Here is a 22,089-nt window from a genome sequence, read left to right as displayed (position 1 = left end):
GATCCAGGGAGATCCATCGTGAAGCGCACCCTTCTGTCCGCCTTGCTGCTCGCGGCTTCAAGCGTGTCCCATGCCAGCACCGAAGCGGAAGAAAGGCTCGAGGCCCTGGCGGTGCTGATCAAGCATTCCGAGACCGTGGCCTGTGACACCACTTTCCTCGGCCACAAGTCGGCCAGGGAATTGCTCAAGAATGTCCACACCATCGAGCGCGACTTGGAAATCGGCAGCGCCACCTATTACATCCTGTGGGGTGGCGACATGGACTGCAACCGTGGTGCGGGCACGTCCTCGTGGTTCGTCAGCGAAGTGGGGCGCCATTCGGATTCGCGGCCGTTCATGGTCCGGACCAATCATGCTTTCGGCGAGCAGTTCGTCAGCAGGATCAACCCGAGGTTCATCAAGGAGCTGAAGCAGACGGGCGACAGGCGATTCACCCTCGTCTCCTCCGAGCACGCCGAGGACGATGCCGACAACTTCCCCAGCAACAGGTATCGCTACACGCTGGAAATGCAGCAAGGGGGCTGGCAGGTGGTGGACAGGAAGTTTCTCGGCAGGAACGAATACTGATGCTTCTTTCCGGTGAGCCGGCTGGGGTCTGTTGCTGAGCTGTGTGCGGTTGGTGCGGGTGAACCTGATCGTGGGTGGTTCGCGCCTGCCGTCGGTCTTGCGTGCCATGGCCGCCGTGTTCCGGTACGGCGTGCCGGCCTGTTTCGCTTCCACTGCGGCGGAGCTGTTGATCGCGACGCTGGCTGGCGCAGGCTCGCTTCTCTGTCGGGCAGGATTATTCCCATGGAAATGTTATCGATCAGATACCGAATATTTCCATAGGAACGCTGAAGCCGGCGCGCGACTTGTGTGAGGGTGGGGTGCGCAGAAACGAAAAAAGGAGCCGAAGCTCCTTTTTTCTGCAGCCATGCGGCTGCGCCATACTGGAGCGGGAAACGAGTCTCGAACTCGCGACCTCAACCTTGGCAAGGTTGCGCTCTACCAACTGAGCTATTCCCGCGTAAAACCTGTGGCCGGCCAAGTCTGCAACCTGGTGCCCATGGGCAGGATCGAACTGCCGACCTCTCCCTTACCAAGGGAGTGCTCTACCACTGAGCCACATGGGCAGTTCCCGCCTGCCCCCGGCTCGTTCAGAGCCGGGATTGAAAAGGCCGACCCTTTCGAATCGGCCTTTCATGTTGTCTGGTGGGGGCACAAGGACTCGAACCTTGGACCAATTGATTAAGAGTGAACTGCTCTACCAACTGAGCTATACCCCCGGTGCCTTTCGGCAGATCGGCGTTTCCGTCGATCAAGAGCCGCGAATTATAGAGAGGCTTCCCGCCCGGCGCAACATGTGCACGGATATTTTTTGCTCAGGCGAGGATGCGGCCCGCGCGCCGCCGTGTACCGACGCCTGTCAGGCCACCCAGCCCCTGTCCGCCGTGGGCATGGCAGATGGCGCAGGCGAGCGCGTCGGCGGCGTCGGGGCTGGGGCAGGCATCGAGCGCCAGCAGGCGCTGCACCATGTGCTGCACCTGCTCCTTGGCCGCCTTGCCGTAGCCGACCACCGACTGCTTGACCTGCAGCGCGGTGTATTCGGCCACCGGCAGTTCGCAGGACACCGCGCCGCAGATCACCGCGCCGCGCGCCTGTCCCAGCAGCAGCGTGGACTGCGGGTTAACGTTGACGAAGACCTTCTCGACCGCGACGACGTCCGGCTGGTAGGTGGCGATGACCTCGCGCACGCCGTCGAGCAGGGTCTTGAGGCGGCCTGGCAGTTCGCCGTCTTTGGTCTTGATGCAGCCGCTGGCGACGTAGCGCAGCTGGCTGCCGAGCTGGTCCACCAGGCCGAAGCCGGTGATGCGCAACCCCGGGTCCAGCCCGAGGATGCGGGTGGCGACGCTGCGCGAGGCGGCGGCTTTGCTCAAATCTGCACGGCGGTGCCGCTGACGCACACCATCAGCATGCCGTTGTCCGCGCCCAGCACTTCGTAATCGACGTCGATGCCGATGACCGCGTTGGCGCCGAGCTTCTTCGCTTCCGACTCCATCTCGTTCATCGCGATGCGGCGGGCGTCGGACAGCGTGCGTTCGTAGGCGCCGGCACGGCCGCCGACGACGTTGCGGATCGACGCGAACATGTCCTTGAAGATGTTCGCGCCGATGATGGCTTCGCCATTGACGACACCCAGATACTGGCGCACCGGGCGGTTTTCGAGCGTGGACGTGGTGGTCATCAGCATGATCTGTTCTCCGCTTTGGGGGGAAACCGCATTCTAGCCCTTGCGCGCCAGCCAGACGCCAGCCACTGCCACGGCCATGCCGGCGAGCGCGATGGCGCTCAGCGTCTCGCCGAACATCGCCCAGGCGATCAGCGCGGTGGTCGGCGGCGTGAGATAGAACAGGCTGGCGACGTTGACCGCGCTGCCGCTGCGGATCAGCAGGTTCAGCAGGCTGATCGCGCCGAGCGAGAGCACCAGCACCAGCCACAGCAGGGCGAAGATGAATTCGCCGCTCCAGTCGATGGCCATCGTTTCGGTCTGGCTGGCGATCAGCGCGGTGACCGCCAGCGTCGGCACGAACTGCACCACCGAGCCGGTACGCAGGTCGAAGCGCGGGCAGAAGCGTTTCTGGTACAGCGTGCCGGCGGTGATGCCGACCAGCGCCGCCAGCGCCGGCACCAGCATGTGCAGCAGGGCGCCGGGTGCGACGCCGTCCACCGTCGCCTTGCTGCCGACCACCAGGCCGACGCCGGCAAAGCCCAGTGCGAGCCCTGCCCACTGGCGCGGCGACACGCGTTCGCCCAGCAGCAGTCCGGCGCAGGCCGCGGTCAGCAAGGGCTGCATGCCGACCACCAGCGCCGACACGCCGGCCGGCAGGCCGCGGTCGATCGACATGAACACGCCGCCCAGGTACAGCGCATGCACCAGCAGGCCGGTGACGCCGATATGGAAGGCTTCTTGCGGGCTGGAGGGCCAAGGGGCACGCATGGCCAGCGCCAGCGCCGTCATCAGCGTGATGACCAGCACGTAGCGGGCGGCCAGAAAGGTCAGCGGCTCGGCATAGGGCAGGCCGAACTTGGCGCCGATGAAACCGGTGCTCCACAGCAGCACGAACAGCAGCGGAGTCAGGCGCTGGACCCAGGGTGAGGACGAGAGGGGCGGCATGGTCGGGAGCGGGGGGCTGGGGGACGGCAAAAAATAAAGCGGCGCAGGGCGCCGCTCGGGTGTTTGCGGGCCGAGGGCCGCCAGCTTACTCGCCGATCTCCGCCGAGGTGTAGAACCTCCTGCACGTCGTCGAGGGATTCCAGCGCGTCGAGCAGCTTCTGCATGCGCACGGCCTCGTCGCCGGCCAGTTCGATGACGTTTTCCGGCTTCATCGTCACTTCGCCGAATTCGGCGGTGAAGCCGGCCTGTTCCAGCGCTTCCTTCACCGTGGTGAACTCCCACGGACCGGTGAGGACTTCGATCGAGCCGTCGTCATTGGTGAGAACGTCCTCGGCACCGGCTTCGAGCGCGGCTTCCATCAGCGCATCCTCGTTCGTGCCTGGCGCGAACAGCAACTGGCCGCAGTGCTTGAACTGGAAGGCCACGCAGCCGTCGGTGCCCATGTTGCCGCCGTACTTGGAGAAGGCGTGGCGCACGTCGGCGACGGTGCGGGTCTTGTTGTCGGTCAGGCAATCGACCATCACCGCCGAGCCGCCGATGCCGTAGCCTTCGTAGCGGGTTTCCTCGTAGCTGACGCCTTCGAGCTCACCGGTGCCCTTCTTGATTGCGTTGTCGATCTTGTCCTTGGGCATGTTGATGCCCTTGGCCTTGTCCACCGCCAGGCGCAGGCGCGGGTTGAAGCTGGGGTCGCCCCCGCCCATCTTGGCGGCGACAGTGATTTCCTTTGCCAGCTTGGAAAACGCGGCGCCGCGCTTCTCGTCCTGGCGCCCCTTGCGGTGCTGAATATTGGCCCACTTCGAATGACCAGCCATAAGACCCTCGATACTGCCGTAAGCGGTTGAAAGTTGCGCAGTCTACAACCCGGCGGCGCCTTGCCGCACGCCGTGTGTCGCCTGAGGCCGATGCAGTTCCGGCTCGTTCTGCCGGGCCGCCTGCCCTCGCCCTTCGCCGGCTCTGCTGGCGGCCTGATAAACTCCGGCGCGATGCGGGAAACCCCCGACGACCCTGTGACCACCCCGGAGTGATGCGATGACCGAAGCGCTGCTGATTGCCAAGACCGCCGACAAGGAAATCCACCTGCTGCCGCGCCTGGCCAACCGCCACGGTCTGATCACCGGTGCGACCGGCACTGGCAAGACGGTGACGCTGCAGAAGCTGGCCGAGTCCTTCGCCAGCATCGGCGTGCCGGTGTTCATGGCCGACGTCAAGGGTGACCTTTCGGGCATCGGCGCGGCGGGGGTGAAATCCGACAAGCTGATGCAGCGCCTGGCCGCGATCGGCATCACCGAATACACGCCGCGCGCCAACGCCGTGGTGTTCTGGGACGTGTTCGGCGAGCAGGGCCATCCGGTACGCGCCACCATCTCCGACATGGGGCCGCTGCTGATCTCGCGCCTGCTGAACCTCAACGATACCCAGACCGGCGTGCTGACGCTGGTGTTCAAGGTTGCCGACGACAACGGCCTGCTGCTGCTCGACCTCAAGGACCTGCGTGCGATGGTGCAGTACGTCGGCGAGAACGCGAAGAGCTTCACCACCGAGTACGGCAACATCTCCACCGCGTCGATCGGCGCCATCCAGCGCAACCTGCTGGCGCTGGAGCAGCAGGGCGGCGACCTGTTCTTCGGCGAGCCGATGCTCGACATCGCCGACCTGATGCAGACCGATGCCGACGGCCGCGGCGTCATCAACGTGCTCGCCGCCGACCGCCTGTACAACTCGCCCAAGCTCTACTCCACTTTCCTGTTGTGGATGCTGTCCGAACTGTTCGAGCAACTGCCGGAAGTGGGCGACCCCGACAAGCCCAAGATGGTGTTCTTCTTCGACGAGGCCCACCTGCTGTTCAACGACGCGCCCAAGGCGCTGATCGAGAAGATCGAGCAGGTCGTGCGCCTGATCCGTTCCAAGGGCGTCGGCGTCTATTTCGTCACCCAGAACCCGCTCGACGTGCCCGAGACCGTGCTCGGCCAGCTCGGCAACCGCGTCCAGCACGCGCTGCGCGCCTTCACCCCGCGCGACCAGAAGGCGGTGAAGACCGCCGCCGACACCATGCGGCCGAACCCGGCTTTCGACGCCGCGGCGGCGATCACCGAACTGGGCGTGGGCGAAGCGCTGGTGTCCTTCCTCGACGAAAAGGGCAGGCCGCAGATCACCGAGCGCTGCTTCGTCATCGCCCCGGATTCGCGCCTCGGGCCGCTGAGCGAAGCCGAACGCCGGGCGGCGATCACCGGTTCGGTCATCTACGGCCACTATGAAAAGGCGGTGGATCGCGAATCGGCCTATGAAATCCTGCGCGCCCAGGCCGACAGCAAGACCGCGGCGGCGGCAAAGCCTGGCGCCGCTGGCGACGGCGACGACGGCAACATGATCAACGACATCCTGTTCGGCACCACCGGCCCGCGCGGCGGCAAGCGCGACGGCCTGGTGCAGATCGCCGCCAAGACCGTGACGCGCACCGTGGGCAGCAACCTCGGTCGCCAGATCGTCCGTGGCCTGCTCGGCTCGCTGTTCGGGGGCAAGCGCTGAAGGTGATAGGCAGCAGCAGTGCGGGGCTCGGCTTTGCGGTACTGGGGGCGGTCGGCTTTTCCTTCAAGGCGATCCTGGTCAAGCTCGCCTACCGCCACGGTGTCGATGCCGAAACCCTGCTGGCCCTGCGCATGGCTTTCTCGCTGCCCTTTTTCCTCGTCATGGGGGTGTTCGCGAGCCGCAACTCAGCCCGCCCCCTGACTGGCAGTGACTGGGGCTGGATGGCGGGGCTGGGCTTCTTCGGCTACTACCTTGCCAGCTACCTCGATTTCCTCGGCCTCGACTACATCAGCGCCGCGCTCGAGCGGCTGATCCTGTTCAGCTATCCGACCATCGTCATCGTGCTGTCGGCGCTGTTCCTCGGCAAGCGCATCACCGCGCGCACCGTGCTGGCGCTGGCGACCTGTTACCTGGGCATCGGCTTTGCCGTCGGCCACGATCTGAAGCTGTCGGGGGAATTCGGCGACGTCGTGCTCGGCAGCGTGCTGGTGTTCGGCAGTGCGGTCGCTTATGCGCTGTATCTGATGGGCAACGGCCAGGTGGTCGGCCGCCTCGGCTCGGCCCGCGTCACCGCCTATGCCAGCACTTTCGCCTGCGTGTTCAGCCTGGCGCAGTTCTTCGCCATGCGGCCGCTGGAGACGCTGTTCTCCCAGCCCTGGCAGGTGTACGGCCTGTCGCTGGCGATGGCGCTGTTCAGCACCGTGGCGCCGGTGTGGCTGGTGTCGGAGGCAATCCGGCGCCTGGGTGCGGGGCCGGTATCGCTGACCGGCACGCTGGGGCCGGCGATCACGATCCTGCTCGGCTGGCTGATGCTGGACGAAGCGATCGGCTTCGCCCAGCTTGCCGGTACCGTGTTGGTGGTGGCGGGCGTGCTGGTGATGGCGCGCCAGCGGAACTGAAATCCGGCGCGGCCCTCAGGCCAGACTCAGCCGCTTGCAGATCTCGGTGGTCAGGGCCGCCTGGTTCATGCTGTAGAAGTGCAGCCCGGGCGCGCCAGCGGCGATCAGCTTGTTGCACAGCTCGGTGACCACGTCGAGGCCGAAGGCGCGGATCGAGTCGCTGTCGTCGCCGAAAGACTCGAACTTGCGGCGCATCCAGCGCGGAATCTCGGCGCCGCAGGCATCCGAGAAGCGTGCCAGCTTGCTGAAGCTGCCGATCGGCATGATGCCGGGCACGATGGGAATGTCGATGCCCATCTTGCGGACCTCGTCGACGAAGTGCAGGTAGGCGTCGAAGTTGTAGAAGTATTGCGTGATCGCCGAATTGGCGCCGGCTTCGGCCTTGCGCTTGAAGGCGAGCAGGTCGTCCCTCGGGCTGCGCGCCTGCGGATGCCATTCGGGGTAGGCCGCCACTTCGATCGAGAAGCGGTCGCCCGTCTCGGCGCGGATGAACTCCACCAGTTCGTTGGCGTAGCGGAACTCGCCCGCATCGCCCACGCCCGAGGGCAGGTCGCCGCGCAGCGCGACGATGCGGCGGATGCCGGCTTCGGCGTATTCCTGCAGGATCTCGCGGATGCTGTCGCGGGTCGAGCCGACGCAGGACAGGTGCGGCGCGGCCTCGAAGCCGGCAGCGGCGATTTCCTTCACGGTGGAGAAAGTGCGTTCGCGGGTGGAGCCGCCGGCGCCGTAGGTGACGGAGAAGAAGGACGGCTGCAGCGCGGCCAGGCGGTCGCGTGTGGCCCGCAGCTTTTCCGCGCCTTCGGCGGTGGTCGGCGGGAAGAACTCGATCGAGATTTCAGTGTGGTTCATGCTGTGTCGGAAGCGGTTTTGCCAGCCGGCGTGCGGATGGCGTGGAAGAAGAATTCGCGGTTGCCGTCGCCGCCGGTGATCGGCGAATCGAACCAGTCGAGCACGATCAGCCCGGCCTCGTGCGCGGCGGTCCGCAGCCTGGCCTCGACTTCGGCATACAGCGCGGTGTCGCGCACGATGCCGCCCTTGCCGAGACCTTGCGGGCCGACTTCGAACTGCGGTTTCACCAGCGCCAGCACCTGGCCGTCCGGCGACAGCAGCGCGGGCCATCGAGGCAGCAGCAGCGTCAGCGAGATGAAGCTGGCGTCGCACACCAGCAGGTCGAAGCCCTGCGGCGGGAAATGCTCGCCCAGGTCGTCAGCAACGAGATGGCGGGCGTTGAGGCCTTCGAGCGTGATGCAGCGCGGCTCGGCCGTCAGGCGCGGGTGAAGCTGGCCGTGGCCCACTTCGACGCCGATCACCTTGGCCGCACCGGCCTGCAGCAGGCAGTCGGTGAAACCGCCGGTCGAACTGGCCGACGTCGAGGCAGACCGCACCATGGACGTCGAGCCCGCTGCGTGCCAGCGCGCCTTCGAGCTTCAGCGCGCCGCGCGAGACGAAGCGGTCGCTGTCGTCCGGCGCCACCGTCAGTTCGGCGTCGGGCGGCAGCACCTGCGCCGGCTTGGCCAGCGGCTGGCCTTCATGGCTGACGCGGCCGGCCTCGATCAGCGCCCGCGCGGCGGTGCGCGACGGTGCAAGCCCTTGCGCCACCAGCAGCTGGTCGGCGCGCAGCATGCCGTGGCGCTCGATCGGCACCCTGGTTTCCGCTGCCTGGCGTGGCCGTCCCTGGCGGGCATGGAAGGAGTTCATGCTCATGCGGACGGCCCCACGATGCGCTCAGTAGCGGTAGTGCTCGGGCTTGTACGGCCCGTTCACTGGCACGCCGATGTAGTCGGCCTGGGTCTGGCTCAGCACGGTCAGCCTGGCGCCGATCTTCTTCAGGTGCAGGCGGGCGACCATTTCGTCGAGCTGCTTGGGCAGCACATAGACGCCGACGGGGTATTCGGCGGTCTTGGTGAACAGCTCGATCTGCGCCAGCGTCTGGTTGGCGAAGGAATTGCTCATGACGAAGCTGGGGTGGCCGGTGGCGCAGCCCAGGTTCACCAGGCGGCCTTCGGCCAGCAGGATGATGCGCTTGCCGTCGGGGAAGATGATGTGGTCGACCTGCGGCTTGATGTTCTCCCACTGGTACTGGCGCAGGCTGGCGACTTCGATCTCGGAGTCGAAGTGGCCGATGTTGCAGACGATGGCGTTGTTCTTCATCGCCTTCATGTGGTCGTGGGTGATCACGCCGACGTTGCCGGTGGTGGTGACGAAGATGTCGCCGAGCACGGCGGCTTCTTCCATGGTGACGACGCGGAAGCCTTCCATCGCCGCCTGCAGCGCGCAGATCGGGTCGATCTCGGTGACCCACACGGTGGCGCCGAGGCCGCGCAGCGACTGGGCGCAGCCCTTGCCGACGTCGCCGTAGCCCAGCACCACGCCGATCTTGCCGGCGATCATCACGTCGGTGGCGCGCTTGATGCCGTCGACCAGCGATTCGCGGCAGCCGTACAGGTTGTCGAACTTGGACTTGGTGACCGAATCATTGACGTTGATCGCCGGGAACTTCAGCTCGCTGCGGGCATGCATCTGGTACAGGCGGTGCACGCCGGTGGTGGTTTCCTCGGTGACGCCCTTGATCTGCGCTAGGCGGGTGGAATACCAGCTCGGGTCGGTTTTCAGCTTTTCCTTGATGCTGGCGAACAGCACTTCGGCTTCCTCGCTGTCCGGCTTGTCGAGCACCGACAGGTCCTGCTCGGCGCGCGCGCCCAGGTGCAGCAGCAGCGTGGCGTCGCCGCCGTCGTCGAGGATCATGTTGCTGTAACCACCGTCGGACCACTCGAAGATGCGGTGGGTGTAGTTCCAGTAATCCTCGAGCGATTCGCCCTTGACCGCGAACACCGGCACGCCCGAGGCGGCGATGGCGGCGGCGGCGTGGTCCTGGGTCGAGAAGATGTTGCACGAGGCCCAGCGCACTTCGGCGCCGAGCGCGGTCAGCGTCTCGATCAGCACCGCGGTCTGGATCGTCATGTGCAGCGAGCCGGTGATGCGCGCGCCCTTCAGCGGCTGGCGGGCGGCGTATTCCTCGCGGATCGCCATCAGGCCCGGCATTTCGGTTTCGGCGATGCGGATTTCCTTGCGGCCCCAGTCGGCAAGCGACAGATCGGCAACGACGAAATCCTTGAAATCAGCCACAGCGTTCATGTGATGCTCCATTGCTATGGCCGGGAGGGAAGGGGCATGGCGTGCGGCTCACCCGGCATCCCGAACCCGGCAGGGTTGAGGGAAGAAACGCCTGCGGACGACACACGGAGACGTTTCGGGCGAGCGCCGTTCAAACCGCCGCGGCGGCAAGCCGCGGGTTTCCGAGCCTGGGGGGCTGGGCTGGGCAGCCCGGCGCCTCGCAGCGCTCCTCGGAACAAGGGCGGCATTATACGGCGACTGGCGGGGGCATGTGCAGTGCAGTTGGCGAGGTGTTGGGTCTGTTGCCGCGGATGGGTGGATATGTTTCCTATAATCTTCTCATAACTATGCTGTTTATAATGGCCAAGCATTTGATGATTTTTGATAATTCTGTATTAGAATCTTCTCATTATTTCGGCAGGAGGCTGCGTGCGCCCCCGACTCGAACATCCTCGGGATCGTCTGGCTACCGTGCTCGGACGGCAACCAGCGGCCAGTGCGCGCGAGCTGGCCGCAATCCTCGGCGTCAGTGTGCCGACCCTGCACCGCATGCTGGCCGAGCTGGACGGCCGCGTGCTGGCTGCCGGCAAGGCCCGCCGTGTGCGCTACGCCCTGCGCAGACCCTTGCGTGGCGTCGAGGCCGAACTGCCGGTCTACCGGGTCGATCGGGCCGGCCGGATCGAACAGGTGGCCAGCCTGTCGCCCATGATGCCGCGAGGCTGCCGGATGGATCTTGCCGTCATCGGCTGGCCGGCGCCGGAAGAGGCGCGCGACGGCTGGTGGGAAGGCTTGCCCTATCCGCTCTACGACATGCGCCCGCAGGGTTACATGGGCCGGCAGTTCGCGCGTGCGGAGCATCGTCGCTTCGGCGTCGCCGAGAATCCCGAGGAGTGGGATGACGACGATGTCCTGCACGTCCTCAGCCAGACCGGCAGCGACGTCAGTGGCGATCTGGTCGTCGGTGAAGCGGCATGCCTGCAATGGCAGGAGAATCGTTCCGTGATGCCCGAACCGCTGGAAGCGGAGGGTATCGGCGAAGCCTACGGGCAACTGGCCGAGCGTGCAGTTGCAGCCGGCATCGCTGGCTCCAGCGCGGCCGGCGAGTTTCCCAAGTTCAGCGCGATGCGGCGCCTGCCGGGCAGTGCCACGCCGCATGTGCTGGTGAAGTTCTCCGGCGCGGACGATTCCGCCACGGTGACGCGCTGGGCCGATCTGCTGGTGTGCGAGCATCTCGCGCTCGAATGCGCGGCAAACATGCCTGGCGTGGAGAGCGCCGCCAGCCGCATCGTCCGTCATGCCGGCCGTACCTTCCTGGAAGTCGAGCGTTTCGACCGCCATGGCGATTTTGGCCGCAGTCCGCTGTGCAGCCTGGGTACGCTCGATGCCGCGCTGCTCGGCGCCGACACCCGCGATTGGGGCCGGCTGGCCGAGCGCTTCACTGCCGCTGGCCTGCTGTCACCGGCGGATGTGCATCGCATCGAGTGCCTGTGGTGGTACGGACGGCTGATTGCCAATATCGACATGCACACGGGCAACCTGAGTTTTCGTCCTGCCGGCGGGCGTCTGGCATTGGCGCCAGCCTACGACATGCTGCCGATGCAGTATGCCCCCCTGCCCGGCGGCGAACTGCCGGTGAGGGAGTTCAAACCCCCGCCGCCCCTGCCGCAGCAGCGGCCGGCATGGCGTATCGCCTGCGAAGCGGCGCAGGCATTCTGGTCGCTGGCGGCATCGGACGGGCGGATCAGCGCGGGATTCCGCGAGGTGTGCGGGGTGAACGGCAAGCGGCTGAGCGAGGCGGCCATGCAGGTTTGAGCGCATGGCAAGGCCTTTCGGGGTGCTTCACGAAAGGTGCGCGAGGTGTTCCAGCAGGGTCCGCTCATTGACGAAAGTCAGCTCGTACATCGAGGTGAATGCCTTGGCGTTTTCGTCCGGCAGGCCGGCAATGCACATCACGAACTGGTGCCGGCCCAGGCCGAGGCGCTTCTTAAGCGCCAGATAACGGTCGATGTCCTGACGGAATTCGCCGGTCTTGCATTCGATGCAGACGGGAACGGGCGTGGGGCCGTCGCGCAGCATGAAAACGTCGACTTCGCACGCGTCGCCGTTGCTGGACATCAGCCGCAAGCTGCGGGCGCAGGACACGCGCCAGCGCCGCTCCTTCGCGTGGCGCAGGCAGACCATCAGCGCATGCCATTCGAGCCAGCGGCCGCTGAAAAAGGCGCGGATCATCGGGGCGGTCTGGAGCACCAGGCGAATGTTGTTTTCCTGCTTGTTGTGCAGGTATTTGGCGACGAAGGAGAAGTCGTAGAGCTGCCGGCAGAAGTCGGTGATCGTGCGGGCGTCTTCCGCGGATTTGTTGGCCAGGCTGATCGACGCGCTGGCGTAGCCCTTGTTCTGCGACCAGCGCATGCGTTCGAGCACGTCCTTGAGCACCGGCAGGTTCGCGCCGATGGCTTCGGCCACCTCGTCGTAGAAGCCGCTGGTATCCACGCTGTCCGGTTCGGCTTCGGCCTTGATCTGCCGCTTCTGGAACCAGTCGTAGATCGGCTGGTGTTGCTGATCGCTGGCGAGGACAGTGGTGTTGGAGAGATCGATGTCGCTGGCCGACGCGGACGCCGGAGCCGCGGCGGACACGTCGGGCGCGGAAGCTTTCAGGCGCGCGAGTTCGCGTTGAGCGTCGAAGTAGCGGGCGAGCAACTGCTCGACGAAATACAGCGTGGGGTAGATCTTCGTCGGGGCGCCGCATTTCGGGCAGGCGAGGGTCTGCCCTGCCAGTGTGTCTGCCTGTTCGGCCAGCAGGGTGCATTTGTTGCAGCGGAGAAGGGCCATGGCGTGGGACGCGAGCGGATGTCTGATGCCGGAGGAGTATAGGGTGCCGGCTATCGGGGCGAGATTGGGATTGGGGCGTAGCCGTGATGCACTGCCCATGGTTTGAACAGAAGCGTGTGATGGGTTTCGCTACATGGCCTACGTGGCCTCACTTGCCCAGGAAATCTCAACGATCCTCTCGGGTGCTCGGACTGTCGGCCCACGCCTGCATGGCTTGATGATCGATGACCCGGCCTGCGTCCACGTCGGCGAGGGTTTCGTGGGTCAGCCGTTCCCGCTCTTCTTCCTGGTCGAGCCAGGCCGACGGCGCCTGCTTCATGATCCAGCCCCGCGAACGCTCCAGCCGCTCGGCCATCTGATCGACCTTTTCGGCCAACGGCAGCGGTACGTGCGCGGTCAGCACCTTGGTTTCAGTCCGTGCCATTTCAGTTTCCTCGTGCCGATAACGAATCAATCATCATGCCTTCCGTCGGTGATTGCCTTGGCGTTGTACCTCACCTAGAAAAAACGCCCCCTGCCGTTTCCGGCAGGGGGCGCACTTGCCTGAAGCTGCGAGGCTTACAGCCCGGCGTCGGCCCGCAGCGCGGCGGCCTTGTCTGTCTGCTCCCAGCCGAACTCCGGTTCGTCGCGGCCGAAGTGACCGTAGGCGGCGGTGCGGGAATAGATCGGGCGCAACAGGTCGAGGGTCTGGATGATCGCTTTCGGCCGCAGGTCGAAGTGCTTGCCGACCAGTTCGACGATCTTCTCGTCGGCGATCCTGCCGGTGCCGAAGGTGTTGACCATCAGCGACACCGGGCGGGCGACGCCGATGGCGTAGGCGACCTGCACTTCGCAGCGCTCTGCGAGGCCGGCGGCGACGATGTTCTTCGCCACGTAGCGGCCGGCGTAGGCGGCCGAACGGTCGACCTTGGAGGGGTCCTTGCCCGAGAACGCGCCGCCGCCGTGGCGGGCCGCGCCGCCGTAGGTGTCGACGATGATCTTGCGTCCGGTCAGGCCGCAGTCGCCGTGCGGGCCGCCGACGACGAAGCGGCCGGTGGGGTTGACCAGGTAGCGCACCTTGCCCTGGATCAGTTCCTTGGGCAGCACCGGCTTGATGATGAGCTCGACCACTGCCTCGTGGATCTGCGACTGGCTGACGTCGGGGTCGTGCTGGGTCGATACCACCACGGTGTCGATCGCCGCCGGCTTGCCGTCAACGTACTTCACCGTGATCTGGCTCTTGGCGTCCGGCCGCAGCCACGGCAGGCGGCCGTCCTTGCGCACTTCGGCCTGGCGCTGCATGACGCGGTGCGCGTAGTAGATCGGCAGCGGCATCAGGCTGGGGGTTTCGGTGGTGGCGTAGCCGAACATGATGCCCTGGTCGCCGGCGCCCTGGTCGAGCGGGTCATCGTTGGCGTTATCCACGCCCTGGGCGATGTCGGGCGACTGGCGGTTGATCGCCGCCAGCACCGCGCAGCTCTTGTAGTCGAAGCCGATGTCGGAGTTGTCGTAGCCGATGCGGCGGATGACGTCCTGCGCGATTTCGCGGTAATTGGGATGGGCGGTGGTGGTGATTTCGCCCGAGATCACCACCAGGCCGGTGGACACCAGGGTTTCGCAGGCGACGCGCGCCTTCGGGTCTTCGGCCAGGATGGCGTCGAGCACGCCGTCGGACACCTGGTCGGCCACCTTGTCCGGATGGCCTTCGGAAACGGACTCGGAAGTAAACAGAAATTCAGCCATGTCGTACTGCTCCAGCAACAAAAAATCCCCGATCAGCCAATGACTTGCGTCTGCGGCCAGCTCCGGGGATTTTTGTCGGGCAGCCGACGCTTTAGCAGTATTTCCGCAGAGGCGACCTGTCTGAGCCTGTTTGCCCGGTCGCTGCGCCCGCCCTGCAAGTTGTCGATTTAACTCGGCGGTGAAGCGCGATTATAGACCGGGATCGCCGGGTATGTAAGCATTCGCCCCTTCTCCCCTGTTTCCGGGTCTGTTTCCGACGTGCTGGTCGATCTTTCGTTTCGTCTTCTGTCGCGCCTGCCGCTGTCCTGGCTGCACCGCCTGGGCGGCTGGACCGGCTGGCTGGTCTATCGTGCCTCGCCGTCCTATGCACGGCGCCTGCGTGCCAACCTGTTCAATGCGCTCGGCCGCGAGGACGAGGCGGTGCTGCGCGCCGCGGTCGCCGAAGCCGGCCGCCAGGCGATGGAATTGCCTTGGATCTGGCTGCGTCCGGCCGAGGAAGTGGTGGCCAGCGCGGTGCGCACCGAAGGCTGGGAGCTGGTCGAGCAGGCGCGCTCGGACGGTGCCGGCATCCTGTTCATCACGCCGCACCTGGGCTGCTTCGAGATCACCGCGCAGTGCATCGCGGCGAAGATTCCGATCACCGTGCTCTATCGCCCGCCGCGCAAGCCCGCCTTGCAGCCGCTGATGGAGGCGGGCAGGGCACGCGGCCAGATGCGCACCGCGCCGGCCGACCTGTCGGGCGTGCGCAAGCTGGTGAAGACGCTGCGCAGTCACGAGGCGGTGGGCATGCTGCCCGACCAGGTGCCGGGCGAGGGCGAAGGCGTGTGGGCGCCCTTTTTCGGCAAGCCGGCATGGACGATGACGCTGGCGGCGCGGCTGGCGGCGGTGAAGGGCGTGCGCGTGATCTACACCTGGGCCGAGCGCCTGCCGCGCGGCCAAGGCTATCTGTTCCGCCTGCAGGCGCCGACCGAGGCACTGACCGGCGAACTGGAGACCGACGTGGCGATCATCAACCGCGAAGTGGAGCGCATCATCCTGCAATGCCCGCAGCAATACCTGTGGGGCTACAACCGCTACAAGCAGCCGCGGGGCGGCGAGGGAGACGCTGACAGGCGGGCAGCCGGCGAGGGGGAAGCATGAGCCGTCTCGCCATCGGCCTGTTCTGGCTGCTGCACTGGCTGCCGCTGTCGTTGCTGTCGCGCATCGGCGAAGCCTTCGGCCTGCTGCTCTATGTGGTGGTGGTGCCGCGGCGCAAGGTGGTGCTGACCAATTTGCGCCTGTGCTTTCCCGAACTGTCCGACGGCGAACGCCGCGCGCTGGCGCGGCGCCACTTCGCCGTCAATGGCCGCAGCGTGCTCGAACGCGGCCTGGCGTGGTGGGCTGGTCCCGAGCGCCTGCGCCGGCTGGTGCGCATCGACGGGCTGGAGCGCCTGCAGGCGCTGAAGGACGCCGGCAAGCCGGTGATCCTGCTGACGCCGCATTTCGTCGGCCTCGACATGGCGGGCACGCGGCTGTCGATGGAAGGCGATTTCGTCAGTGTCTATGCGCCGCAGAAGAACAAGGTCTTCGATCACTGGCTGCATCACGGCCGCAGCCGCTTCAATGACCAGTTGCTGCTCGCACGTACCGATGGCGTGCGCGCCACCGTGAAGGCGATGAAATCCGGCCGCCCGCTGTACTACCTGCCGGACCTGGACTACGGCCGCAAGGAATCCATCTTCGTGCCTTTCTTCGGCGTGCAGGCGGCCACCATCACGGGCTTGCCGCGGCTGGCGCGGCTGGCGGGAGCAGCCGTGATGCCCAGCGTCGTGCGCATGCTTCCCGGTGGCGCCGGCTATGTGCTGGAACTGGGCGAGCCCTGGGCGGATTATCCTTCGGACGACGTCGAGGCCGATACCCGGCGCATGAACGGCTGGCTGGAAGGCGTGGTGCGCACCATGCCCGAGCAGTATTACTGGGTGCATCGCCGCTTCAAGACCCGCCCCGAGGGCGAGCCGCGCATCTACTGAGCGGTGGCCAGCGCGTGCCCCGAGGTGGACGCTGGGCAGCGGGCTGGAGGACAATCGCCGCTCCCGGGTGTCCTCCTTACCTTTTCCCCTCTGGATTGCGATGAAGCTGCGTTTCACCAAGATGCACGGCCTCGGCAACGATTTCGTCGTCATCGACGCGACGCGTGCGCCGGCCGATCTGACGCCGGCCCGTGTCAGGGCGATCGCCGACCGCCATTTCGGCGTCGGCTGCGACCAGTTGCTGGTGGTCGAACCGGCAGGCCAGCCGGGTGTCGATTTCCGCTACCGCATCTTCAATGCCGATGGCGGCGAAGTGGAGCAGTGCGGCAATGGCGCGCGCTGCTTCGTCCGTTTCGTGCATGACAAGGGCCTCAGTGACAAGCGCGAGATCCGCGTCGAAACGCGCTCGGGCATCATCGCCCCGCGCCTGCGCGAAGACGGCCTGGTCACCGTCGACATGGGTGTGCCCGAGTTGGCACCGGCAAGGATTCCCTTCCTGTCCGATTCCGACGCGGTCGTGCAGCCGCTGCCGGTGGGCGAGGTCACGGTGGCGATCACCGCGGTATCGATGGGCAATCCGCACGCGGTGCAGGTCGTCGCCGACGTCGATGCCGCGCCGGTGGTCGATCAGGGCGCGCTGATCGAGCGCCACGAGCGTTTCCCGGCGCGGGTCAACGCCGGCTTCATGCAGGTGCTCGAACCGCATCGCGTGCGCCTGCGCGTGTTCGAGCGCGGCGCCGGCGAGACCCTGGCCTGCGGCACCGGCGCCTGCGCGGCGGTGGTTGCCGGTTTGTTGCGCGGCTTGCTGGAGTCGCCGGTGCGGGTTGAGACCCGGGGCGGCGAACTCGAGATCGCCTGGGCCGGGCCGGGCACGCCGGTGCTGATGACCGGGCCTGCAGTGAGTGTTTTCGAAGGCGAGATGGAGCTCGATTAGGTGGCCATCGCCGGGCGTCCCTGACCGGGCGTCCCCAACTGAAGGTGTCGCGGAAGGCCCGCCGCGGTTTGCCGAATTCTTGATGCTGGGCACGCTGTACTCCCGGCTGGAGTGATGGATATGAATGCTGACGACGTCGCCCGGTATCTGCGCGACAACCCTGATTTCCTTGCCCAGCACGGCGAGCTGTTCACCCGGCTGACCGTGCCGCACCCGCAGCATGGCGGCCAGGCCATCTCGCTCGCCGAGCGGCAGCTCCATGCGCTGCGCGACAAGATCCGCCAGCTCGAGCACAAGCTTGCCGAACTGATCCGTTTCGGCGAGGAAAACGACGACATCAGCTCCAAGGTGCATCGTCTCGCGCTTGCCCTGCTGGCAGCAGGCAGTGCGGATGCGGTGCGCCGCGTGCTGGTCGGCAGCCTGCAGGAAGATTTTTCGGTTCCGCATGTCGCGCTGGAAACCTGGGGCCTGGCAGGCGACGACTCCAGCCTCGGCGAACCGCTGCGCCGCCATCTCGACGCCTTGCGCAATCCTTATTGCGGCGCTCCCGAGAACATGGAGCTGCTGTCCTGCTTCGGCGAAGTCGCGCCGCATGTGCGCTCCGTCGCATTGATTCCGCTGCGGTGCGGCGGTGCGGCTTTTGGCGTGCTCGCGCTCGGCAGTGCCGAAGCGGAGCGCTTTTATGCCGACATGGGCACGCTCTATCTCATGCGCATCGGCGATCTGGCCGCCGCCGCCTTGTCGGCCGGACGTGGCTGATTCGATCGGCAAGGCGGCAGTATGGCCCAGGATGTGATCACGGAAGCCGGGCCGGCAGAGGCCTGCATACCGTTGCCGCCTGACGTGGAGGCTTGGCTGGACTGGCTGGCAAGCCAGCGCCGCGCGGCGGTTCTGACGCTGCAGGCCTATCGTCGCGATCTCGAAACCCTGCTGCGCCTCGCTGAGGGCAGGGAGCTGGCGGGGCTCGTTCCGCACGACATCCGGCGTTTTGTCGCCCGCCTGCATGGCGAAGGGCTGACGGGGCGTTCGATTGCGCGCCACCTCAGCGCCTGGCGGGGCTTCTATCGCTGGCAGGTCCGCCGCCGGGGGCTGGCGGCCAATCCGGTGGACGGCATTCAGGCGCCGAAATCAGCCATGACCCTGCCGCGCGCCCTGTCTCCCGATCAGGCGCAGGCCTTGCTCGATGGCGAGACGGGCGATGGCGTGCTCGACCTCCGCGATCAGGCGATGTTCGAACTGTTCTACTCGTCAGGACTGCGGCTTGCCGAACTGGCGTCGCTCGACATCGGCGGGGGCCTGGATCTGGCCGAAGCCATGGTCACCGTGACCGGCAAACGCCAGCGCCAGCGCAGCGTGCCGGTGGGCGGCAAGGCGCTCGAAGCCTTGCATGCCTGGCTGGCGGTGCGGGATTCCGTTGCGCCCAGGCATGAACAGGCCGTTTTCGTTTCACGCACGGGGGCCCGTCTGTCGCCGAGCGGCATCCGCAGCCGTCTGGCTGAGCGCGCCAGGCAGAGCGGCCTGGGCGTGCATGTCCATCCGCACATGCTCAGGCACAGCTTCGCCAGCCACCTGCTGCAGTCGAGCGGCGATCTCAGGGCTGTCCAGGAATTGCTCGGCCATGCCAGCATTCGGAGCACGCAGGTCTATACTCATCTTGACTTCCAGCATCTTGCCCAAGTTTATGACAAGGCTCACCCGCGAGCACGCAAGTAAACTGGGCATACAGGGAGCGGTCTCGGAAGTTTTGCCCAGATTGGGCATTTTTGAACATGGCGGAAGAGAAGCGCTGCGGTATGCTCGGCCAGTTACTATAAGAGCGGTGAATGGCCAATCTGGCAACGCCCGTTGGCTCAGGAGTTCATGTCAAATAAAACCGTCCCCAAGGCGCTACCCATTCGGGAAGGCATGGCCGATACCGGAAAGCCGGCCTTGGAATCCCCGCGTTGCGCAACACGCGCAGTAGCGTTGCTGCTTGTCCGCCATCAGATCCGTAACCTGCGCCGCTGGTTCGAGGAGTTCGACCGCGACATCCTGCTGCCGATATTGTTGGGTGAAATCGCCTTGCACAATATAGGGGTATTTGAGCACGACAGCAAGTGGGCGTCTGAGCTGTCCGGAGTATCTTCGAGCCCCACGCCCGACGTGTTCCGGTTCGATGATTGCCGCATGCGTCCGTGCAACGCCTATTCCATCGCTGCGGCGACCGATCTGCCGCGTGAAACCGTGAGAAGGAAGATCGGCCGTCTGGTCGATCTGGGATGGATCGAGCGCAGGGAAAACGGCCATCTGTTCATTACCGAAGCCGCCATCAGGCATTTCGGCTCGATCCTCAGTTCGCGTGAATTGGTCGAATTGATGGATGCCGCCGAGCGCGCGCGCAAGCTGATGCCGGAATACAGCGATTTGCGGGAAGCCGGCCAGCTTGCCACGGGAGAGGCGACGGGCGTGGGTGCCGATGCCTGAATCCACCGGGGACGGTGGGTGTGATCACGGTGCCGCCGTAGCGGCAGGTGCGCGGTAGTCTGGATTCGCACCGGGCTCCGCATTCCAGAGCGCGCTGCCGATAAGCGCCAGTGCGAGCAGCAGCACGGCCGAATAGCGGCGTTGTTGTGCCGCCGTGCCTGCCTGTCTGCGTTCTGCGCCGTGGTAATACATTGTCCGCAGGTATTGCGCGCCTGCCGCCGCGAGCGTCAGCAGGCCGGCGCCGAGCAAACGGGAGGAGCCCGTGTCGAACTGCAGCCCGATGGCGGGGTCGCGGCCGGGCATGAAAAAGGCTGGCGCCTGCGTCAGCAGGAACAGCCCGCCGACCAGGCACAGCATGAACATCACCACCTGCAGCGAGCGCACGCCGGATGCCGCTCAGGCGTCGAACAGATCGCCGCCTGCTGCGCGCGGCGGTGCGAGGCCGAAATGCTGCCAGATCGAATGCGTTGCCATGCGCCCGCGCGGTGTGCGCTGCAGATAGCCCTGCTGGATCAGGTAGGGTTCGATCACGTCCTCGATGGTGTCGGTTGACTCGCCGATCGCGGCAGCGATGTTGTCCAGTCCGACAGGGCCGCCGCCGAACTTCTCCAGCATCGCCGACAGCAGCTTGCGGTCCATCAGGTCGAGGCCGAGCGAGTTGACGTCCAGCATGCCCAGCGCAGCGTCGGCCACCGCCGAGCTGATGCGGCCGTTCGCCTTCACCTCGGCGTAGTCGCGCACGCGGCGCAGCAGGCGGTTGGCGATGCGCGGCGTGCCGCGCGCGCGGCGGGCGATCTCCAGCGCGCCCGGATCGTCGATCTCGACGTTGAGCAGCCGCGCCGAGCGGCCGACGATGAAGCCGAGCTCTTCCGGCGTGTAGAACTCCAGCCGCGAGACGATGCCGAAGCGGTCGCGCAGCGGGTTGGTCAGCATGCCGGCGCGGGTGGTGGCGCCGACCAGGGTGAAGGGCGGCAGGTCGAGCTTGACCGAGCGCGCCGCCGGCCCTTCGCCGATCATGATGTCGATCTGGAAGTCTTCCAGCGCCGGGTAGAGGATTTCCTCCACCACCGGCGACAGGCGATGGATCTCGTCGATGAACAGCACGTCGTGCGGTTCGAGATTGGTCAGCAGCGCGGCCAGGTCGCCGGCGCGCTCCAGCACCGGGCCGGAAGTCTGGCGCAGGTTGACGCCCATCTCGGCGGCGACGATGTGGGCCAGCGTGGTCTTGCCCAGGCCGGGCGGGCCGAACAGCAGCACGTGATCCAGCGCCTCGCCGCGGCGGCGTGCGGCCTGGATGAAGATTTCCAGCTGTTCGCGGATCTTGGCCTGGCCGACGTATTCGGCCAGCCGCTTGGGGCGCAGCGCCCGCTCGATCGCATCTTCCTGGCGGTCGGCGGGCTGGGCGGAGATCAGGCGCTCGGTACTCCCGGCGCGCAGCTTGTCGGTCTCGATCATGGTGCGCAGTTTAGCCGATGGCCGGGAAAACAAAACGGGGAGCCGAAGCCCCCCGTTTTTGTTGCCACGAGTGCAGTGCCGATCAGGCGCGGCGGCGGCGCAGGGCGCCCAGGCCGGCGAGGCCGATGCCCAGCAGGGCAAGCGCACCGGGTTCCGGAACCACCTGCACCGGCCGGGTCGTGATCTTGAGGCCGAATTGCGCCTCGGTGGCCTTGCCTTCCTCGGTCATGAAGCCGGTGCAGCCGGGAGCGGTGCCTGCGGCGAGGCAGGCTTCGTCGGACAGGGCCCTCAGATTGTTGGACGCTTCGAAAATGCTCGCGAAGTACTTGTGGCCATCGAATTCGAACTCGTAGTTGAGCGCGCCGAAGGCCAGCACGAAGACGTCGTCGCAGACCGTGACGCTGTTCGGCAGGCAGGTGCCGGCGGAGTTGGGGGTTTCGACGAAATGGATCTGGAAGATGTTCTGCAGCGCCGGCATGGAATCGCCGCCTTGGGGGGTCAGCAGCACGTCGGCGATCAGGGTGGCGGAACGCAGGGTCGCGAAGTTGCCATTCAGCGCATTGTTGTAATGCGTGATGGTGTTGGTCAGGGCCGTGCTGCCGTCGGTGGCGACGCTGCCGGACGCCGGAGAGCTGCCGATCTGCAGGCCGCTACGCGAGAAATTGGTCCCTGCATTTTGATTGGTGTGGTCGCCGCCGTTGTATCCCCAGCTGATCAGCTGGTTGTTCGACGGTCTGCGTGCCGGTACCGCCACCGAATTGAGTGGCGCCTGCGCTGGTGTCCCACCTCAGGCCGATGGTGAAGTCCCAGGAGCTGACGGGGGCTGCGAAGGAAGCGGTTGCGGTCAGAGCCAGGGCGCTGGCGGCGACGATGTTGCGGATGGTGTGCATTGTGTGGTCCTCCCAGAAAAGGTTGCAAGGCCATCAAGCACAACTTGTGCCATATTTCTTGTTATTGATTTAATTAAACAAATTTCTACGTTTG

General features: G+C 66.0%; 23 protein-coding genes, 3 tRNA genes, 1 pseudogene and 1 riboswitch. Of the genes and pseudogenes, 10 read left to right on the top strand and 17 right to left on the bottom strand.

Annotated elements, in window-relative coordinates:
* The first annotated feature begins 18 nt into the window (after positions 1-18).
* Complete coding sequence (locus QM748_RS14425; protein WP_415247611.1) at positions 19-567, top strand: hypothetical protein; 549 nt, start codon at positions 19-21, stop codon at positions 565-567.
* A 363-nt stretch (positions 568-930) separates the two neighbouring features.
* On the opposite strand, the gene QM748_RS14420 is transcribed toward QM748_RS14425, so the two are convergent.
* From QM748_RS14420 to QM748_RS14390, 7 genes and pseudogenes are all read right to left on the bottom strand, one after another.
* Positions 931-1,006 (bottom strand) — tRNA-Gly (locus QM748_RS14420).
* A 31-nt stretch (positions 1,007-1,037) separates the two neighbouring features.
* Positions 1,038-1,112, bottom strand: a tRNA-Thr gene (locus QM748_RS14415).
* A gap of 77 nt (positions 1,113-1,189) precedes the next feature.
* Positions 1,190-1,265 (bottom strand) — tRNA-Lys (locus QM748_RS14410).
* A gap of 96 nt (positions 1,266-1,361) precedes the next feature.
* On the bottom strand, positions 1,362-1,916 hold the full coding sequence (gene ruvC / locus QM748_RS14405) for a crossover junction endodeoxyribonuclease RuvC (protein WP_415247610.1): 555 nt from the start codon (positions 1,914-1,916) through the stop codon (positions 1,362-1,364).
* Complete coding sequence (locus QM748_RS14400; protein ID WP_263461505.1) at positions 1,913-2,230, bottom strand: heavy metal-binding domain-containing protein; 318 nt, start codon at positions 2,228-2,230, stop codon at positions 1,913-1,915. Before QM748_RS14400 ends, ruvC begins: the two co-directional genes overlap by 4 nt.
* Before the next feature lie 33 nt (positions 2,231-2,263).
* Positions 2,264-3,154: a DMT family transporter gene (locus tag QM748_RS14395; RefSeq protein ID WP_415247609.1), complete on the bottom strand. Its 891-nt coding sequence runs from the start codon at positions 3,152-3,154 to the stop codon at positions 2,264-2,266.
* 85 nt (positions 3,155-3,239) lie between these two features.
* Positions 3,240-3,966, bottom strand: a pseudogene (locus tag QM748_RS14390) (YebC/PmpR family DNA-binding transcriptional regulator).
* A gap of 217 nt (positions 3,967-4,183) precedes the next feature.
* On the opposite strand from QM748_RS14390, the gene QM748_RS14385 reads away from it, so the two are divergent.
* A complete protein-coding gene (locus tag QM748_RS14385) occupies positions 4,184-5,680 on the top strand; it encodes a helicase HerA-like C-terminal domain-containing protein (RefSeq protein WP_415247608.1) in 1,497 nt (498 codons plus the stop codon).
* 2 nt (positions 5,681-5,682) lie between these two features.
* Complete coding sequence (locus QM748_RS14380; protein ID WP_415247607.1) at positions 5,683-6,579, top strand: DMT family transporter; 897 nt, start codon at positions 5,683-5,685, stop codon at positions 6,577-6,579.
* Positions 6,580-6,594: 15 nt separating this feature from the next.
* Here the strand turns inward: QM748_RS14380 and metF are convergent, their stop codons facing one another.
* From metF to ahcY, 4 genes are read right to left on the bottom strand one after another with little or no spacing between them, the layout of a single operon-like run.
* On the bottom strand, positions 6,595-7,428 hold the full coding sequence (metF, locus tag QM748_RS14375) for a methylenetetrahydrofolate reductase [NAD(P)H] (protein ID WP_415247606.1): 834 nt from the start codon (positions 7,426-7,428) through the stop codon (positions 6,595-6,597).
* Positions 7,425-7,889: an SAM-dependent methyltransferase gene (locus QM748_RS14370; protein ID WP_415248077.1), complete on the bottom strand. Its 465-nt coding sequence runs from the start codon at positions 7,887-7,889 to the stop codon at positions 7,425-7,427. Before QM748_RS14370 ends, metF begins: the two co-directional genes overlap by 4 nt.
* Positions 7,786-8,283 carry a S4 domain-containing protein gene (locus tag QM748_RS14365; RefSeq protein WP_415247605.1) on the bottom strand — a complete coding sequence of 166 codons (498 nt, stop codon included), beginning with the start codon at positions 8,281-8,283 and terminating at the stop codon, positions 7,786-7,788. The genes QM748_RS14370 and QM748_RS14365 overlap by 104 nt, the downstream gene beginning before the upstream one ends.
* 21 nt (positions 8,284-8,304) lie before the next feature.
* Positions 8,305-9,714 (bottom strand): adenosylhomocysteinase, encoded by a 1,410-nt coding sequence (gene ahcY, locus QM748_RS14360; protein ID WP_415247604.1) that lies wholly within the window; start codon positions 9,712-9,714, stop codon positions 8,305-8,307.
* Positions 9,715-9,828: 114 nt separating this feature from the next.
* A riboswitch (S-adenosyl-L-homocysteine riboswitch) is annotated at positions 9,829-9,931 on the bottom strand.
* A 191-nt stretch (positions 9,932-10,122) separates the two neighbouring features.
* On the opposite strand from ahcY, the gene yjjJ reads away from it, so the two are divergent.
* Positions 10,123-11,505, top strand: a complete 1,383-nt coding sequence (gene yjjJ / locus QM748_RS14355) for a type II toxin-antitoxin system HipA family toxin YjjJ (RefSeq protein WP_415247603.1) — start codon at positions 10,123-10,125, stop codon at positions 11,503-11,505.
* A gap of 27 nt (positions 11,506-11,532) precedes the next feature.
* Here the strand turns inward: yjjJ and QM748_RS14350 are convergent, their stop codons facing one another.
* The 3 genes from QM748_RS14350 to metK all read right to left on the bottom strand — a co-directional run bounded on the left by QM748_RS14350 (position 11,533) and on the right by metK (position 14,244).
* Positions 11,533-12,522: a hypothetical protein gene (locus QM748_RS14350; RefSeq protein ID WP_415247602.1), complete on the bottom strand. Its 990-nt coding sequence runs from the start codon at positions 12,520-12,522 to the stop codon at positions 11,533-11,535.
* 166 nt (positions 12,523-12,688) lie between these two features.
* Positions 12,689-12,946 (bottom strand): CopG family ribbon-helix-helix protein, encoded by a 258-nt coding sequence (locus QM748_RS14345; RefSeq protein ID WP_415247601.1) that lies wholly within the window; start codon positions 12,944-12,946, stop codon positions 12,689-12,691.
* A 134-nt stretch (positions 12,947-13,080) separates the two neighbouring features.
* Positions 13,081-14,244 carry a methionine adenosyltransferase gene (gene metK / locus QM748_RS14340; protein ID WP_415247600.1) on the bottom strand — a complete coding sequence of 388 codons (1,164 nt, stop codon included), beginning with the start codon at positions 14,242-14,244 and terminating at the stop codon, positions 13,081-13,083.
* A 258-nt stretch (positions 14,245-14,502) separates the two neighbouring features.
* On the opposite strand from metK, the gene QM748_RS14335 reads away from it, so the two are divergent.
* The 6 genes from QM748_RS14335 (at position 14,503) to QM748_RS14310 (ending at position 19,650) form a co-directional block, all read left to right on the top strand.
* Positions 14,503-15,384, top strand: coding sequence for a lysophospholipid acyltransferase family protein (locus QM748_RS14335; RefSeq protein ID WP_415247599.1), 882 nt, complete (start codon positions 14,503-14,505; stop codon positions 15,382-15,384).
* The gene (locus QM748_RS14330; protein ID WP_415247598.1) at positions 15,381-16,253 is read left to right on the top strand and encodes a lysophospholipid acyltransferase family protein; all 873 of its coding nucleotides are present in this window, start codon (positions 15,381-15,383) and stop codon (positions 16,251-16,253) included. The genes QM748_RS14335 and QM748_RS14330 overlap by 4 nt, the downstream gene beginning before the upstream one ends.
* A 100-nt stretch (positions 16,254-16,353) precedes the next feature.
* Positions 16,354-17,187 (top strand): diaminopimelate epimerase, encoded by an 834-nt coding sequence (dapF, locus tag QM748_RS14325; protein ID WP_415247597.1) that lies wholly within the window; start codon positions 16,354-16,356, stop codon positions 17,185-17,187.
* Between the two features lie 120 nt (positions 17,188-17,307).
* Positions 17,308-17,946 (top strand): DUF484 family protein, encoded by a 639-nt coding sequence (locus QM748_RS14320; RefSeq protein ID WP_415247596.1) that lies wholly within the window; start codon positions 17,308-17,310, stop codon positions 17,944-17,946.
* A gap of 21 nt (positions 17,947-17,967) precedes the next feature.
* Entirely contained in the window at positions 17,968-18,900 is a 933-nt protein-coding gene (gene xerC / locus QM748_RS14315; RefSeq protein WP_415247595.1) for a tyrosine recombinase XerC, read from the top strand.
* A 192-nt stretch (positions 18,901-19,092) separates the two neighbouring features.
* Positions 19,093-19,650, top strand: coding sequence for a hypothetical protein (locus tag QM748_RS14310; RefSeq protein WP_415248076.1), 558 nt, complete (start codon positions 19,093-19,095; stop codon positions 19,648-19,650).
* Positions 19,651-19,674: 24 nt separating this feature from the next.
* Here the strand turns inward: QM748_RS14310 and QM748_RS14305 are convergent, their stop codons facing one another.
* From QM748_RS14305 to QM748_RS14295, 3 genes are all read right to left on the bottom strand, one after another.
* Positions 19,675-20,034: a hypothetical protein gene (locus QM748_RS14305; protein ID WP_415247594.1), complete on the bottom strand. Its 360-nt coding sequence runs from the start codon at positions 20,032-20,034 to the stop codon at positions 19,675-19,677.
* Positions 20,035-20,046: 12 nt separating this feature from the next.
* Positions 20,047-21,105, bottom strand: a complete 1,059-nt coding sequence (ruvB, locus tag QM748_RS14300) for a Holliday junction branch migration DNA helicase RuvB (RefSeq protein ID WP_415247593.1) — start codon at positions 21,103-21,105, stop codon at positions 20,047-20,049.
* Positions 21,106-21,187: 82 nt separating this feature from the next.
* Complete coding sequence (locus QM748_RS14295; protein ID WP_415247592.1) at positions 21,188-21,859, bottom strand: THxN family PEP-CTERM protein; 672 nt, start codon at positions 21,857-21,859, stop codon at positions 21,188-21,190.
* Between the last annotated feature and the right edge of the window lie 230 nt (positions 21,860-22,089).

This window comes from Thauera sp. (genome assembly GCF_047601425.1).
GTDB lineage: Bacteria > Pseudomonadota > Gammaproteobacteria > Burkholderiales > Rhodocyclaceae > Thauera.
This window is presented reverse-complemented; position numbering and strand designations above follow the sequence as displayed.